The 17730-nt window shown below is 34.9% G+C and carries 12 protein-coding genes; 6 read left to right on the top strand and 6 right to left on the bottom strand.

The genetic code is table 11. The features are described 5' to 3' along the window. The first annotated feature begins 133 nt into the window (after positions 1-133). Both VB798_RS01000 and VB798_RS00995 read left to right on the top strand, forming a co-directional pair. Complete coding sequence (locus VB798_RS01000; RefSeq protein ID WP_323255026.1) at positions 134-1165, top strand: LacI family DNA-binding transcriptional regulator; 1032 nt, start codon at positions 134-136, stop codon at positions 1163-1165. Positions 1166-1203: 38 nt separating this feature from the next. Continuing rightward, positions 1204-1515 (top strand): hypothetical protein, encoded by a 312-nt coding sequence (locus VB798_RS00995; protein ID WP_323255024.1) that lies wholly within the window; start codon positions 1204-1206, stop codon positions 1513-1515. 64 nt (positions 1516-1579) lie between these two features. On the opposite strand, the gene VB798_RS00990 is transcribed toward VB798_RS00995, so the two are convergent. From VB798_RS00990 to VB798_RS00970, 5 genes are all read right to left on the bottom strand, one after another. Further along, positions 1580-4030: a glycoside hydrolase family 95 protein gene (locus VB798_RS00990; protein ID WP_323255022.1), complete on the bottom strand. Its 2451-nt coding sequence runs from the start codon at positions 4028-4030 to the stop codon at positions 1580-1582. An 81-nt stretch (positions 4031-4111) separates the two neighbouring features. Continuing rightward, complete coding sequence (locus VB798_RS00985; RefSeq protein WP_323255020.1) at positions 4112-6250, bottom strand: hypothetical protein; 2139 nt, start codon at positions 6248-6250, stop codon at positions 4112-4114. Positions 6251-6430: 180 nt separating this feature from the next. Further along, the gene (rhaM, locus tag VB798_RS00980) at positions 6431-6745 is read right to left on the bottom strand and encodes an L-rhamnose mutarotase (protein WP_323255018.1); all 315 of its coding nucleotides are present in this window, start codon (positions 6743-6745) and stop codon (positions 6431-6433) included. A gap of 131 nt (positions 6746-6876) precedes the next feature. After that, entirely contained in the window at positions 6877-7653 is a 777-nt protein-coding gene (locus VB798_RS00975; protein WP_323255016.1) for an NIPSNAP family protein, read from the bottom strand. A 77-nt stretch (positions 7654-7730) separates the two neighbouring features. After that, entirely contained in the window at positions 7731-10568 is a 2838-nt protein-coding gene (locus VB798_RS00970) for a glycosyl hydrolase (protein ID WP_323255014.1), read from the bottom strand. 827 nt (positions 10569-11395) lie between these two features. Between VB798_RS00970 and VB798_RS00965 the strand changes: the two genes are divergently transcribed. Continuing rightward, positions 11396-14284, top strand: a complete 2889-nt coding sequence (locus tag VB798_RS00965; RefSeq protein ID WP_323255012.1) for an exo-beta-1,4-galactosidase — start codon at positions 11396-11398, stop codon at positions 14282-14284. Positions 14285-14702: 418 nt separating this feature from the next. On the opposite strand, the gene VB798_RS00960 is transcribed toward VB798_RS00965, so the two are convergent. Continuing rightward, positions 14703-15581 (bottom strand): helix-turn-helix domain-containing protein, encoded by an 879-nt coding sequence (locus VB798_RS00960; RefSeq protein ID WP_323255010.1) that lies wholly within the window; start codon positions 15579-15581, stop codon positions 14703-14705. Positions 15582-15723: 142 nt separating this feature from the next. On the opposite strand from VB798_RS00960, the gene VB798_RS00955 reads away from it, so the two are divergent. The 3 genes from VB798_RS00955 (at position 15724) to VB798_RS00945 (ending at position 17632) form a co-directional block, all read left to right on the top strand. Further along, on the top strand, positions 15724-16134 hold the full coding sequence (locus tag VB798_RS00955; protein ID WP_323255008.1) for a hypothetical protein: 411 nt from the start codon (positions 15724-15726) through the stop codon (positions 16132-16134). Between the two features lie 32 nt (positions 16135-16166). After that, positions 16167-16781: a YceI family protein gene (locus VB798_RS00950; protein ID WP_323255006.1), complete on the top strand. Its 615-nt coding sequence runs from the start codon at positions 16167-16169 to the stop codon at positions 16779-16781. Between the two features lie 200 nt (positions 16782-16981). Next, positions 16982-17632: a YceI family protein gene (locus VB798_RS00945; RefSeq protein ID WP_323255004.1), complete on the top strand. Its 651-nt coding sequence runs from the start codon at positions 16982-16984 to the stop codon at positions 17630-17632. Positions 17633-17730 lie beyond the last annotated feature (98 nt).

Here is a 17730-nt window from a genome sequence, read left to right as displayed (position 1 = left end):
CGTTGCCATTAATGTAAATTTATATTTCGTTGAGAGAAGCCAAAGCTATTTAACGGCAAGATTTAAATCAAAATAGAAAAATGCCAGCAGGAAAAGGGAAGAAAAAATTTGTACAATTCAAAGAAACAGCATTTTGGAACATATAACAATTAAAGATATCGCCAAAGCTTTAAATCTCTCGACTTCAACCGTTTCGAGAGCATTAAGAGGAAGCCATGAAATTAACCCAGACACCAAACGTTCGGTGATGGAATATGCCGAAAAATTCAATTATCAACCCAACCCAATTGCATTAAGTTTAAAGGAAAATAAAAGTAGGTCTATTGGTGTAATCGTTCCAGAAATTGATAATCCATTTTTCTCGCAAGCCATCAATGGCATTGAAGATATTGCTTATAATAAAGGTTATCAAGTAGTTATCTTCCAAAGTCATGAATCTTATGAACGAGAAGTAATTAATACACAGCATATTACTTCAAGACGTGTGGATGGTTTATTGATTTCACTTTCGGGACAAACAACCAATGTTGAACACCTAAAAAACTTGCATGACAAAGGATTACCCATTGTATTATTCGACCGTATTTCTGATGAAATCGATACGCATAAAGTAATTTCAGATAATTTTGAAGGCTCGTTTAATGGCACAGAACATCTTATCAAAACAGGTAGAAAAAGGATTGCGCACATCGCAGCTTCGCCACATTTATCAATTTCCAAAGAAAGAGTAAAAGGTTATTTGGCAGCTTTGGCAAAACATAATATTCCTGTAGATGAATCTTTGCTAAAGTACTGTAATTATGGTTTGCAAGATATTGAATTTGTAATTGACCAACTTTTCTCCAACGAAACGCCTCCCGATGCTATTTTCACCGCAAGCGATAGACTGGCTTTAGGTTGTTTAAGTACTTTGAAAAAAAGAAACATAAAAGTACCAGAAGATATTGCTTTGATAGGTTTTACTAATTTAAAAGTAGCAGCACTCCTAGCACCATCGCTTAGTACCATTGTGCAACCCGCTTTGGATATGGGCAAACGTTCAGCAGAATTGTTATTTGATTTAATAGAAAATACGTCTAAACTGCCTAAAAGCTATCGAACTTTTAAATTATATACAGAATTAATTGTTCGAAATTCTTCTGTGATGAAGAGTGATGAGGAATAAAAAATAGGCTGTATCAAATATAAAGCTCTATCAAATATTTGAGCCATCCTAATGCTTCTCTTTCCCTTGTTCCTGATAATTTGAGTCTGTTCATCAAACAAAATGACCATTCAATGAAACAAGATGGCAATTGCATCAAACAAGATGCTCGTTCAATGAAACAAGATGACAATTGCATTAAACAAGATGCTCATTCATTGAAACAAGATGACAATTGCATCGAACAAGATGCTCATTCAATGAAACAAGATGACCATTACATCAAACAAGATGCTCGTTCAATGAAACAAGATGACAATTACATCAAACAAGATGACAATTGCATCGAAAACTTTGAGAGAAGAATCTAGGGAAAAGCTTTAAAATAATACAGCAGGCATGATTTAGTTTCATGCCTGCCATATTAAAGATTACTTACAAACTTTTTAACACATACACTCCGCCTTTAACAGTTTGGAAGTCGTAAGCATCAAATAATTTAGCTTTTTTCAAGCTTTGGTTTCCTACTAACTTTAAGGTATTTGGTGTTTTGATGATACAATTCCCTCCTATCGAAGAACGAATTACCAATTGCGTTACTTGTTTATTTTTCCAAGTAATGTCTATTTCAAAACCTCCACGGGCTTTCATTCCTTTGATTTCACCATCCTGCCAATCGTCTGGAATAGCTGGCAAAATATTAATCAAACCATCGTGGCTTTGAAGTATCATTTCTGAAATGCCAGAAGTACCACCAAAATTACCATCTATTTGGAATGGCGGATGCGCACAGAATAAATTTGGATAAGTACCACCACCTTTTGTATAGTTTGTACCTTCCATTCCTGTAAGTTTTAACAACTCACGGACTAATTTATAAGCATGATTTCCGTCGTGTAATCTTGCCCAGAAGTTTATCTTCCAAGATTTACTCCAACCTGTTCCATCGTCTCCTCTAATTTCTAAGGTTTTCTTTGCTGCATTTGAGAATTCTGGCGTACGCAATGGCGAAATCTGGCGACTTGGATGCAAAGCAAACAAATGCGAAACGTGTCTGTGTTGTGGGTCTTCGTCTTCCCAATCTTTATACCATTCTTGTAAATTCCCTTTTTTACCGATGTGCAAAGGATAAAGTTTAGCTTTTTTGGCGATTAGTTCTTTTCTAAAAGCTTCATCAATACCCAACTTTTCAGACGCTTCGATGGTATTCGTAAACAAATCCCAAATGATAGCCATATCCATCGTACTAGCCACAGAAACCGAACCTTTTTCACCTTTTTCTGTGATAAAAACGTTTTCGGGCGAAGTAGAAGGTGCTGTTACTAAATAGCCATCTTTATCTTCAACGAGCCAATCTTCACAGAAAATAGCCGCTTCTTTCATCAATGGATAAGCTTTGTTTTTTAGGTAGTTTTTATCTCCTGTAAAAGCATAATGCTCCCAAAGATGCTGACTTAGCCATGCGCCACCCATTGCCCAGTTTGCCCACACAGGCGAACCTTTTCCTTTGTCTCCTACTGGATTTGACAATCCCCAAATATCTGAATTATGATGAACTGTCCAGCCACGAGCATTGTAAAAATTCTTAGTGGTTTCTTTACCCGTTTTAGCCATATAACCAATCCATTTCAATAATGGCGTATGCAATTCTGATAGATTACTCATTTCTACCATCCAATAATTCATTTGAGTATTGATATTGGTGGTAAAATTACTACTCCAAGGCGGGCGAACTGAATTATTCCAAATACCTTGCAAATTGGCTGGAATACCATCTGGACGAGAACAAGAAATCAATAAATAACGACCAAATTGAAAATAAAGACTTTCTAAAGCAGAATCTTTTGCTCCATTTGCATATTGGATTAATCGCTCATCGGTTGGTAAATCTACAGTTGGATTTCCATTCAAAGTAAAACTTACACGATTGAAATAACGTTGATAATCAGCAATGTGAGCCTTTTTCATTACATCCACATTTTGATTTAAAGCGGCTTGTAAATACTTTTCAGCAATGGCTTTTTCATCTTTTCCTTCTGAATCAGGACATTTATCAAAACCATTGAAACTACTTCCTACTGAAATAATCAACACAGCTTCACTAGCATCCGAAATAGAAATTCCAGAAGTATCAGTACTTACTTTGCCGTCAGTAGATTTCACTTTGATTCTCCAATCAAACCGAACGCCTCCACAACCTGTAGAATCTTTGTAAATAACAGGCTGAGCATTATAACCTACATAATTTGGGTCGGCATGAACAGGCGTTTTACCACGAACTACCAATTGATTGGTGCCAAAAACTGCTTTTTGAATAGGATGCTGTGCTGTGGTTGAAGCCTTGAAATTTAATGCTCCTTTGGTACTTGCCTTTAAGCGAACAATCATTACTTGTGCAGGGGCAGACACAAAAAATTCACGAGTAAATTCTGTATCTCCTACTTTGAAACGAGTACTTGCAGTGGCATTAGCGATGTTTAAATCTCTATAATAATTACTTACTTCGCCTTTCAAATTTTGTTCTAAACGTAAATCACCAAGTGGTTGATACGCTTCTGAATAAAGTCCTTGAAGTTTGTGGGTAAGTTGTTCTGCCTTTTTATAATCTTCCTTAAAAAGTGCTTCTCTTACTTCTTTCAAATACTTTGGAGCCTCTGGATTTGGATTTGTATTAACTGGTTTTCCCGACCAAAGGGTTTGTTCATTCAACTGAATTAATTCATTGGTAGGTCGTCCAAAAATCATTGCTCCGATGCGTCCATTACCAATTGGCAAAGCTTCATTCCAGTTTCTGGCTGGTTGTTTGTACCAAAGTGTCAGGTTCTTTTGGGCAAAAGAACAAAGTGTTTGGCTAAGTAAAAAAATAGCTAAAAAGGTTTTTTTCATATAATTGTTATTTGTGAGTTGTGAATGAGCGATTTAGTGAATGAGTGATTATTAAAAAATCACTAAATCACTCATTCACAATTAATACATTTTTTTAAACCCTTCCCAGCGCACTTTCCATTTTCCATTTTTAGGAATCCCTGGATTAATCGTTTTACATCCATCATAGCCTCCACACATCATCGCTACTGCTGCTAATAATCCCCCATTTCCTGGTAAATACAAACGCAAACGAGCATCTTGAAAATTATGTCCATTAGGTAAATACGTGTTGGTTCTAATGTCCATCATCAAAGCGTCAATCGCTTTTTCTGGTTGGTTTAATCGAGTGGCAGTCATCGCAACCATCGGGAAATCCCATCCCCAAGTATCATCCCAATGCCAAATCTTCCAGATTTTATCGAAAGTATCTTGCATGATTTTTTTATCAAGCATTTTACTTTCTGGCAACATTCCGAAAGTACCTAATACACTTGGATGGTCTGTTAAAAACACTGGATTCATATAAGAATCTGTCGCATTTTCTGTAGCCAAATAAACGCCATCTTGTACAGGCAAAGGCGATAGTTTTTTCAAAACATCATCCCATTTTTCATTTCTTTTTAAACCCGAACGTTCACGCCAAATTTGTGCTGTTGATAAAGCCCATTGCCAATAAGCCAGCTCATAAGTCGGGTTAAAAGTATCTTCAGGTTTAAAACGCTCTTGAGCAGGAATTACACCTTTACCCAAAATATATCGACCTTTTTCTGGATCGAAGTAAGCGTAAGAAGCCATAAATTCGGCTGTTTTAAACACAAGTTCTTTATACTTTTCTAAAGTTGCTTTGTTTTGATGTTTACGATAAGCCAACTCAGCGAAAGTAATAAAATGTGGCTGTTGCCAAAGTAAATATGCCCCCACCGACGAAGGTGCTTCTTTCCCATCTGGGTCGGTCATTTTTTGCCAACGAACACCTTCAAAACCTTGTCTTTCTGCAATGATTCTCGCTTCTGGTGATACTTTTTTGTACCAACTCATACTTTTTTCAAGTAAATCAGTACGATTCCACAAAGCAAAATGAACGCCATGCCACCAGTGCATTTCTAAATGTGGTTTTCCGAACCAAGAATTATAAGTTAAACCTGTTTCTTGTGGTGGCTCGTTATTCGCACATTGTATTTTGGTAAGATATTGCGATAAAATAATTCTTCGCTCCAACTCTTTTGCACGTGGATCGGTACTTCCAGCAAAGTCAACCGCAGCACCATTACTCCAAAAAGTTTTCCAAGCCGTTTTTGTACTCAATAAAGTGTTAGTAAAATTTGGAATACTTTCTTTTGAGATTTTTTCAGAGAACATAACGCTGAATTCCAAAGTACTTTCTTTCGTATCTGGACTCAGCACAAAATAGTGCGCTTCGCTTTGTAAAACCTTTGAATCTTGATTACTCTCGATTTTTACAAAATATTCCGTATCGTTTAACTGATGCTTAAAAACAAAAGATTTTTCGCTAGCAAGTACGACCGATGATTGGTGTTTATCGGCATTTTTCCAATTATTTCCTTCATCTGTAAATTGATTTGTAGGATACGGAAAACGTAAACGATACTTCAACTGACCAGTTTTCAATAAGTCAGATTGTACTTTTACCGAAATTAAATCTTTTTGTTGATGTGCCACCGTAATTACTTTTACAGGAACGCCTTCTACCGAAAATTGACTGGTAATTTCACCTGTGTAAGCATTTAAGGTTTGGTGAATATTAGTTAAATCTTGTGGATTTACTTTTGAACCATCCTTTTTGAATAACTCAAAACCAAGATTTCCTAATTGCAAACGATGTGGATTTTGACGAAGGAAATTATTGGCAGCCTTTGCTCTTTCGCTGTTTGAAGCTTGAACGGCATAAGGTACTTTTCTACCATGCGAATTGATTTCTTTTAACGTTTCTTCAACCTTATAGTTTTCAGTATTTGGATAACGATGCCAGCCCCAAACCGACTGAGTACCTAAAGAAATACCTTTGGCATAAAAATCGGGGAAAGTCTGCAAACCAGTAACATCAGTCGTAAAAGCGAAACCGCCATTCCCGATCGACAATGACGCCAACGTATCAATTTTATTAACCACAACCGTGTGGCGTTCTACCAAAGCTTTTCGGTTGATTTTACTTTGTGCAAAAGTGTCTTGCACAAAAAAAGAGGCGAGTGAAAAGAGTAATAATCTAATGTTTTTCATACAATAAATAGTTGAGAGTGATGGATGAATTATCAATTTAAAATAATATTTTTCCGCTAGTTTTAAGGTTTTCTATCTTTTAATATCAATCGAATTTAAGCATCAAAAAAGCACAGATTAAGTCATCAATCTTGACATTGACCATCCTTAAATCTGTGCTTTTCTAATTAAATCTAGCGATTAAGCCATTCTATACACGCAAGATAAATCTTTTACTACTGGAGAATTATCTGGATTAGTATCCATAATATCGCCCATAAATGCCCACCATTTTTTCATAATTTCAGTTTGGGGTAATTCGTCAAGCGTATGGTTATCTACTCTTTTCTGAACAGCAAACAAAATTCCTGAAGCTTCATCCAAATAAATTGCGTATTCAATGATACCAGATTTCACTAATAATTGTGACAATTCTGGCCAAATTTCATCATGGCGTTTTTTGTATTCTTGCTCAAATCCTTTTTTGAGCTTCATCGTAAAAGCGATTTCCTGCATTTTTAAGTTTAATGTTTATGAGTTTAGCGTTTATGAGTCTATGAGTTCAATGTTTATGAGATTATTCTTCTTACACTTTATCTACGATTTATACTCATAAACTTTAAACTCATAGACTTATAAACTCACCCTTAAATTTGTGAAAAATCTGTTGGTGTCAAGAAATGGATTTCGGCTTTGGTCATCGCATGGTCATACTCTGGAAGTACTTTAATACGGTTCCATTCTGAATCTGCTCCGAATGCTTTCCAATGTTCATCTCTCGACGCTTTGTTATCAAAAGTAGTCATATACACCAAATTGGGCTGTTTTCCACCAATGATAGTTTGCGCATAAAACACTGGATTAAAACCCAATCTTACAAAAATATTAATTTCGCCACCTTCGTTGAACATGTGAATTTTACTCAATCCTTTTACTTCACTATGACTTTCGTACAAACGATACTCATATACTCTTTCAGATTTTGGAGCTGATGTGGTTGGCACTTTCAATTTTGTCCAATCTTTAAAAGCAACTGAAAGCGAGCTTTCGTAACGTTCATAAGCTGGCGTAGCGAAGTTAGCATCTAAATATGCTTTTGCCGCTTGTTGATACACAGCATCAGAAGCCAGTTTACTGCCTATTTTACTGAATTGTTCTAAAGATTTGTAGGGAATCAAAACATATAATTTTATTCCATCTTTTTGGTCAGCTTCGTTGAATACACCTACTGAATTGATTCCCAATCGGTTAAAAGCAGGAATAGCAGCGTCTTTAAAATAATCTTCAACTACTTTTTTCTGCTCTAGCGTTTTGAAACTGTATACTCTAGTTTCGTAGTATTCTGGCTGTGATTTTGCAAAAGTAATGCTCGCAAAAGTGGCGATAAACAAATAAATGGCGAAAATGGAAAGACGTTTTAACATGATTGTTTTGTTATTTATGTATGAATAAAATGGTTGAAAATTCCCTATTCATTCAACGTCTCTCCATTTTCAAGCTTCTATTTCAAAACCTCTACAGGTGTTAAAGTTACTTTTTCTAATAACCCTGATTCTTTCGGAGTCCAGTTTTTAGTTGTAAAATAGCCCTCTTTTCCTAAGTTTTGTTTCAGTCTTGCCGAGACGTTGATATTATAAAATTTCTGCCAAACAGTGCCTTCTTTTTCTAAAGCAATTACTCTGTTTGCCATTGAATTAGAGACTTTTATCGCTAAATCATTTTGTGCTTTCAATAAAGTATTGGGTACAAAAACTTTGAATGTTGGTCCTAATAAAGTAGCCAAATATTTTCCGTTCAATGTCACCGATGCACTTTCCGCAACTTTACCTAAATCTAACCAATAGCCTTGTGCATTAGTTTTGGGTTTTGCAAAATTCAATTGATATAATGCCGTTCCAGAAAAATCTTGATAAGCATTTCCTGCATTTGTCCACGAACCTAAATCTTTGGTTTCAAGTGCTTTTGGTAAAGTTGGTCCGCCGTCAATAAAAGAAATTTTCCAAGTACCTTTTAATTCTTCGGCTTCTTTACTTGCTTTCCAATAAGGATAAGTTGCACCTTTTTCTACTGTTTTAAATGTTTCGATAATGCACGATTCCCCTACAGACAATTGCAGATATACTTCATTGTTTTTCACTTTTGCCATTCCCAAAACTTCTGTCATTGGATTGTAAAAAGCCGCAGATTTCGCTTCTACTTCCAATTTCACCCAGCCTTCAAATGCCTTATCAGATTTATTATTGATAAAGTAATAATTACCTTTTGCAGAGGTTTTTCTAACAAATTGTAAACCTTTATCCGTCATGGTTTCACGATAGATTTTAGCGTAAATCATCATTTCTTCCAAATCTTCTCCTAACAAGAAAGAACCTTCTCCAACTTTCGCCTGATTTACTTTAGCATTCACTTTTACAAAATTCAATTGAGCCAAAAGTGCCTTAAATTTTGCTCTTCGTTCATCCAAATTCCCTAAACCTGGTACATCAGCAGGTAATTTATGATGCACAATAATCGTTGCTCCAGCTTTTGCTAATTGTACTAATTTCTCTAAAGTCTCTAAAGGTACTTGCTCGCTTTCCGCAAGCAATACTGTTTTGTAGGCAACACCACCCGTAATAATTTGCTGATGTTGTGTTTTCAGATTCGCAATTTGTTTATCTGAAATAAAATCAAAACCATAACCACGGTCAATCATTTTCTGCGCAACTTCTTTAAAATCAGTTCCGTTAAATTCTGGCGTTACTCCATCAAAATGTTCTAATAAACCTTTGTGAGAAGGTTCTGTGAGTCGGTCAGTAATTGGGAAGTACAACAAAACATCGTTATTCGGTTTACTGTCTTGCAAGAAGGTTTGCGTCCGAGCCACGTAATTATTCAAGGTCGAAAAGTTTTTCCAGAAAGGATTATGTGGCGTAAAATGCACCGCTGCATAAAATAACCACCCTGGAAAAGCCTCGTTTTTAGGAGAGTAATTTATTCCGTGATAAAAAATATGGTTAACGCCACCGACTAAAAATAAGTCTAGCGCTTTTTTAACATCACTTAAAGAAGAAAGGAAATGCTCGTTTTCCCAAGTAGCTGATTCCGAGGAAGTTAATTTTTTACCCAAAACATTGGATGCCGAAGAAGCAAATTTAATTCTCAATAAATCTGTCCCTTCAATTTCTGGAATATCCACCAATCCGTATAAATCTAAAGTATTCGCTGGCGAACCGTGCGCTTGGTTTCTTACAATTTTACCACGACCATGCGCCCATTTTGCCCATTCTCCTGTATATTTTTCTAGAATCAAATCGCCAATCGTAGTTCTATAATCGAATAATACTCTGTGGTTTAAATCTGTATTTTCTTTGCTAAAAAGATTTGGCAAATAATTTCTTAAATCATAACCTCTTCTTTGCTGAAATTCTTTGAACAAATCTTCCGTCCAGTCCGACTGACCACGAGCATCATCTACTTCGTAAGAATCATTAAAAAAAGCACGCATGCTTGAAACATCCGTTTTTGCAAAAGCTTTATCAAATTCTTTTAAGTAATTCTGAATCGCTTTTTCTGAAAAATGGTCGATTACATCACCTTCTCCACCGGGTCCAGCACGTTCTACCATTTTGCCATGCCAACCTTGGAAGATGGCATATAATGTCCAATTACCTTTGGGAGCTTCCCAATTCAATTGTCCCATCGCACTTACTTTGTCTGTCAGATTGATTACTTCTCCTTTGTCAGAATACGCCATGAGCGTTTGTAGAGGCAAAGGTTTTTCATATTTAATTTGGTCGATTGCCAATTCTTGGAGATTCTCATTCTTCGAAACTGGATATTCCAAGGCTGAAATATCTGTCTTTTTTGGCAAAACATATCGCAACAATGGACTTTGCTGGAAAGAAATTACTTCTGAAAGTTTTTCTCCTTCTTTCAACTGGTAAGTTTTGAAATTCACGTTTTTGCAGGCGTCTTCTGGTGTTACCCAACGCCCGCCAAAAGGCCAGCCCGAAGCATTGGCAAGGTCGATACCCAAACCTAAACGAGTACCTTCATTCAAAGTATGCTTGAACATTTCTACCCATTTTGGCGAAAGAAAATCTATAAAATTCGCTTCTTGACCTTTCACACCATAGATTGGCGTAATTTCTAAACCTCCCAAACCTGCTTTTTGGTAGGTTTCCATATTGTAAGTTAAATCTTTGGGATTTACTGAGTTACCTTCCCACCACCAACGTGACCACGGTTTGGATTGCTGTGTAATAGGCTTCCATTTTGCTTGTCCGAAACTCAAAGAACAAGAAATTGATAAAAGTAAAAGCGTCTGAAAAGCTTTCGTTGATTTATGCTGTTTCATCAAATATGGTTTGTTATTTATTGCAAAGAAAAATTAAGTACTTACCTGAGGCGTCCTGTGATGTCATGCGTTTGGTAGTATTTTTTGAAATTATATAACTTTTTAAAAAGTGCTTTTCTGAATGAAAAAATTGTTTTTACCAGTTTTTCGAGAATTGACTGAAAAATTATTGAAATTATTTTTCAAGCTGTTGAAGAAAACCACTTTATGAATGATACCGGTAAAATACAGCTAAGCATTTCTCTTCTGTAAAAAGCATAGCACTTCCTCTTAAGAGAATTTTCATGGAAATACAATATTTGATTTTTTATGGCAACGTTCCCGATAACGATGACATAAAAAATCCTTGCACTTTTCTAATACAAAATTTTCAAAAAAGTAAATCAAAAAAACAATTTTCATTTTTTTGATTTATTAGAAAAATACAATTCAAAAAACACCAAAAAAATCAACATAAAACACCAGCAATATAGCTAAAAGGCTATAACAGGAAGGCACAGGATAGTATAATTTCTTTGATAATCAATATTTGTTATCAAATTTATACAGTTTATATTTGCAAAAGAAAATAAATATTTTTTCAGAAAATTATTTTCGAATTATAAGAATATTCACAAATTGTCACTCTCAAAATTTTCTTTATAAGAGAAAATACTCATTCATAAACTTAAAAGTTCCGATACCTTGTTTGCATTGGAATAATTAATATCAACATTATAAAAATAGATTTTTTGGTGTAAAGACTAAGCCCTGCTGAGGATAAGTTCGGCAGGGTTTCTTAATCCGAAAAGAGCAAAGTCTTACTGCCAAAAAACGTTTAAAAGCTTATGATTAAAAATTACTTATTTATTTTATGCTTGTTGTTTGGCAATACAATCAATGCTCAAAAAATCTCTTTAGCAGGAAATTGGCAATTCAAAATTGATTCAGCAGACGTTGGCGTAAAAAATAAATGGTTTAATAGTAAATTTTCTGAAACCATCAAATTACCGGGTTCGATGCTAGAAAATGGCAAAGGAAGTCCTGTAACAATTCATACACAGTGGACTGGCAGTATTTACGATAGTTCTTGGTACTTCAATCCACATTTAGCGAAGTATCGTACTCCTGAAAATTTAAAATTCCCTTTTTGGTTAACGCCCGCAAAGTATTATGTAGGCGCTGCATGGTACCAGAAAGCAATAGATGTTCCTAAAAATTGGTCAAACAAACGCATTGTTCTTACTTTAGAAAGACCGCACACAGAAACAAGAGTATGGATAGATAATGAAGAAATTGGTTTAGAAAACTCAATGTGCGTTGCACAAACCTTTGATTTAACGGATAAATTATCCACAGGAAAGCATACCATTTCAATTCGTGTTGATAATCGCATCAAGGCTATCAATGTTGGGAAAGATTCACATAGTTTAACCGACCACACACAAGGAAACTGGAACGGTATTGTTGGCAAAATAGAACTAGAAGCCGAAGGTAAAATCTGGTTTGATGATATTCAGATTTATCCAGATTTGGCAAATCATTTAGCGAAGGTAAAAATCGTATTAAAAAATTCTTTGCAAAAGCCTGTTGAAGGACAAATTAAGCTTTCTGCAAAAAGTTTTAACAGCATTAAAGCTCACTCTCCAAAATTAATTTTATCTGATTTCCAGATAGATGGACAAGAAAAAAGTATCACCATTGATTATCCGATGGGCGATGACTTCCAAACTTGGGATGAATTTTCCCCTGCCTTGTACCATCTATCTGCCGAAATCATTGTTAAAAAACAAGTACAATCTGCTAGGAAAGTACAGTTTGGAATGCGAGATTTTGCCATAAAAGGTACTCGTTTTGAAATTAATGGTCGCCCTATATTTTTAAGAGGAACAGTTGAAAACTGCCAATTTCCATTAACTGGTTATGCTCCGATGGACGTAGCGTCTTGGGAAAAAGTTTTTAGAAAAGCGAAAGCTTATGGTTTAAACCATTTCCGTTTTCATTCGTATTGTCCGCCAGAGGCAGCTTTTATTGCCGCAGATTTAGTGGGAATATATCTACAACCAGAAGGCCCAAGTTGGGCGAATCATGGTTCATCTTTAGGTGATGGGCATCCTATCGACCAGTTTATTATGGATGAAACCAACCGTATGGCAAAAGCTTACGGAAATTATGCTTCTTTTTGTATGTTGGCTTATGGAAATGAACCAAGAGGAGGCAAACAAGTAGATTACCTAACCAAATTCATAAACTATTGGAAGACTAAAGACCCTCGTCGTAAATATACTGGCGCATCAGTAGCAATGAGTTGGCCTTTAGTCCCATCCAATGAATACATGATTAAATCTGGTCCAAGAGGTTTGCCTTGGAATAAACTTCCAAGCAGTACTGAGGACTTTGCCGATAAAGTAAAAGATTTTAAAGTACCATATCTAACCCATGAATTAGGTCAATGGTGTGTTTTTCCAAATTTCAAGGAAATCAGTAAATATACTGGCGTTTACAAAGCCAAGAATTATGAACTTTTCCAAGAAGATTTGAAAGATAAAGACATGGGAGAATTGGGTGAAAAATTCTTTCTAGCTACTGGAAAACTACAGGCTTTGAGTTATAAAACTGAAATTGAAATGGCATTTCGCACGCCCATTTCAGCAGGAATTCAAATGCTTGGTTTGAACGATTACTCTGGTCAGGGAACAGCTTTGGTTGGCATTCTGGATTCTTTCTGGGAAGAAAAAGGATATATTTCACAAGCTGAATTTGCTCAATTCTGTAACACTACTGTTCCTCTAGCACGGATTCCAAAATTTGTGTACAAAAACTCTGAGAGCTTCGAAGCAAATGTTGAAATGTATCATTTTGGCAAAGATGTGTTGAATAATGCCTTGGCTTCATGGCAAATTCTGGATGAAAACAAACAAGTATTGGCGAAAGGTAAATTTGATAAAACCAATATTCCAATCGGTAATAATTTTAATATCGGAAAAGTATCTTTTGCTTTAAATGCTATTCAAAAAGCACAGAAACTGGTTTTTGAAGTACGGATTGATGATACTGCTTTTATGAATAATTGGGAGTTTTGGGTATATCCAGAAAAACTTCCGACGATCAATACCGATGAAATTTACTTCTGTAAAGAGCTTGATGCCAAAGCAGAAGAGGTTTTACAAAATGGTGGAAAAGTATTCTTAGAAGCGGCTGGTAAAATCGAAAAAGGGAAAGAAGTTGTGAATTATTTCCAACCTGTTTTCTGGAATACTTCTTGGTTCAAAATGCGTCCTCCGCATACTTTGGGTTTTCTTTGCGAGCCTACTCATCCTGCTTTCCAAAACTTCCCAACAGAATACCACAGTAATTTACAATGGTGGGAAATTACAAACCGTTCGCAAGTAATGTTGTTGGATAGTTTCCCTGCGGGCTTCCGTCCTATTGTTCAGCCCATTGATACTTGGTTCTTGAATCGTAAATTGGGTTTAATCTTAGAAGCGAAAGTTGGAAAAGGCAAACTGATTATTTCTAGCGCTGACCTCAGTTCAGAACCTGACAAACGTTTTGTGGCTCGTCAGTTATTGTATAGTCTAAAAACTTATATGAATTCTCCGCAATTCAATCCTCCTAGTTCGGTTGACATCAAAGAAATCAAAGCCCTTTTTGATAAAAACTACAAATCACAATTTAAGACTTATACCAAAGATGCTCCCGATGAATTGAAGGTTAAAAAGCCTACGGCTAATTAATCAATTATTAATGAATATTATTGAGGCTTATACTGAATAACACATCAAAGACATTAATTGGAATTATCAGTAAGCATCAAACTTACGTTTTTCTAAATTCGCCTAGAGTATTTCTAACACATTATAATAAGATAACGGTGACCTTTATGGTTGCCGTTTTTTGTTTGTGGCAATTGTAAAATGTTGTTTCTACACTAGCTTCCTAAATCAGTATTTTTCTATTAGCTGGCGAATTAATTCGCCAGCTAATAGAAAATGATAAAGGTTTAACAAATTCTATTACATTCAAAAAACAACAAAACAAGTAGCGATAAATCCTTGCGGTTAGCGTATTTCATGATATAACCAACAAAAAACGGCAACCGTAAAGGTTGCCGATACATCATGATGTTCTCTATAAAAATTCATTTCTTTATTCTTAAACCTCATCCTCCAAAACCTCCAATTTATATCCTTTCCCATGCAGATTGGTGATTTTTACCAATTCATCCTTTTGGAGTTTTTTTCTCAGTTTCGATACCAATACATCCAGATTTCTACTGATTACAAAAACACCTTCATCTTCCCAAACTTCTTTTAAAAGTCTTTCTCTTTCAATTAATTGATTTAGGTTTACCGCAAAAATGCTTAGTAATTTGGCTTCTCGTTCAGACAATTCTATGTTTTCAGTTCCATACTTCAAGCTATTCTTTTCAGGATAAAAAGCATATTGACCGATTGCGATATAATCTATTTCTTCTGGTACAACGTCTTTTTCTGCTACTCTTTTATCTTTTACAAAATTACTTTTCAGTATAAAACCTATTAGTCCTAAAGGAATCAGCAAGAGTAAATAATTACTGAATGCCAAAGTTTCTGCTCTTAAAAATTCAATTTGAATCAAGTAACAGCCTACATCTTGTTGTCTTCCCAAACATGGTAAAATACTATCGGTCTTTTTACTTACTTCATAAGCAAAAATCAATTCTTTATTCCCACAATCAATCACATTAACGATATATTCAGTAGGCAAATTGGTCGATTTCAAACGCCTATGCACCAATGCGATCAAAGTATCTGACACAAAAGTAAATTTACTTTGAAAAGCGATTTCAAAAGTATTCTCATTAATTTGCTTGATGGGCAAAACTCTAGAACTAGAGTCTTTTGCATGAAGTAATAACTGATGTCCTATGTCTCTAAGCACCACTGTCAGATGCTTTTCAGCATAATCATCTCCTTTTTTCCGATTCGTTGCAATGAAGAAAAAACAGCCTATCATCAGCAACAATGGCAATATGTATAATCTTGATTTCATAAACATTAGCAATTTAAACGATAAATAGCTATTAGTAACGGTTTTTACATAGCTTTTACACTTTTTTACATTTCATTTACTACCAATGCTTTTCAATTTGATAGGTTTGTCTTAGTTAATTAAAACATAAACAATTATCAACATGAGAAAAACACTCATCCTTTCGCTTGTGCTATTTTCTTACTCTTTAATGGCACAAATTCCATCTAGTAATTATTCAGCTGTACTGTTTAACAGTAAAACAATGATTGAAAAATTTAACAAAAAGAAATGTTGTAAACCATCATCAAAAAACAAAGGAGTTGTAAAAACCACTGGTGTTAAATCAACAAAAAAAGAAACGAAAGATCCCCTTTGTTTAGTTATGCCTTACCGTATTGCTATCAAAGACCAACCTTCAGAACAAAAGTTGCTTTCGTTTAATGAAATCTTTCCTAAAATTGATATTAATAATGTACCCGTTACCTGTAAAAAGAAAGACACCTCTGTTTTATTAACGAGTTCAAATCTATATACTTTACCTCAAAATGAAAATCTGCTGAATATACAATAACCAAACAATTCCTTCTCTAAACCTTATTTATCATGAAAAAGCTTATTACATTATCATTACTATTGAGTTATTTATCTGGATTTACGCAACAGAAATTTGATTTATCAGTTTCCGAAAGTCAGGTTTTTTGGAAAGGAACACCTGCATTTGAATACGGTGGACATGAAGGTACTTTAAAATTTGCTTCGGGCAACATCACAATGGGGAAAGATGGTAAAATACAAGGAGGTAGCTTTGTGATAGATATGAAAACAATTAAAAGTAATGAGCGTGAGCGAAATCCAAAGGAGAAAGGAGACAACAATTTAGAATCGCATTTAAAAGGAGATGATTTCTTTGCTGTTCAAAAACACCCTCAGGCTACTTTTATCATTACCAAAATCAATAAAACGGCTGAACCTAATAAATATGCAGTGCAAGGTAATTTGAATATAAGGGGAATTACTAATCAAATTGCTTTCACAGCTTTTATTGATAACAATAAAGAGAGCATTACAGCTAAAGCAAGTTTATTTTTCTTACGTTCTAGCTTTGGAATCACCTATAAAGCCCCAAGTCTGTTTGCCTCTAATATTTTTTCAAGTGCGAAAGACCATCTAATCGCTGATGAAATACCAATTAAATTAGACATGGTTTTTAAAAAGTAAGTTTTTTTGTATAAACCTCTCTTGTCATTGTTCCTGTTGTCTTGCCATTGTTTGTGTCTCCACAAACAATTCGACGACTTGCGTTTCTCTGATATATTTTCATTAATTCATTATCACTTTTTTATTAGTGAAACACGAACAATGGCAGAAAACCCTTATAAGTTTTTTCTTCTTATTATTAATCAATATTATTCCTGTTTATGAACAACAAGCTATCAATCACTTACTTAATTTTAATTATTGCTCCTTTATTCATCGGTTGTGGAAATGAAAAAGATGGAAATAAAAATAATGCCTCGGCGAGTTCCTTATCCTTACATGTTGGAAATGAAAAATATTTTATGATAGATACAAAGGAAAGTGTTGTTACATGGAAAGGTTCTTCTCTAAATGGTTTAAACACTCAAACAGGGTACATCTATATATCAAAAGGAGAATTGATGATTGAAAACGGTCAACTTATGGGTGGTATAATTGAAGTTGACATGAATACTATTGAAGATAAAAATCATGGGACTGATAATAACCTTGTTAATCACTTAAAAGACCCTGATTTTTTTGAAGTTATAAAATTTCCCTTTTCTACAATTGCAATAACCAAAGTTGCATCAATAAATGATGAGAATAAAAATATTACAGGGAACCTAACGATTAAAGGTATCACACATTCTGTTACTTTTCCAGCTCAAATAGAGGTTAAGGACGGGATTGTCAAAGCAAATGCCAAGCTGGTTATTGATAGAACAAAATGGGATGTCCGATACAAATCAGCAAAATTCTATGATAATTTAGCCAATCAAACGATGTCAGACTCCATTGAATATCATATAAAAATTGTAGCACAAAAATAAACAGTTGAATTCCTCTTGCCATTGTTTGTGTCTTCACAAACAATTTGACGGCATTCCTTTGAGTTGTTCGTGAGACACGAACAATGGCAGAGAATAAT

The organism is Arcicella lustrica, assembly GCF_034930985.1.
Classification (GTDB): Bacteria; Bacteroidota; Bacteroidia; order Cytophagales; family Spirosomataceae; genus Arcicella; species Arcicella lustrica.
The sequence above is the reverse complement of the archived record's forward strand: the minus strand, read 5'-3'. Positions and strand labels throughout refer to the sequence as shown.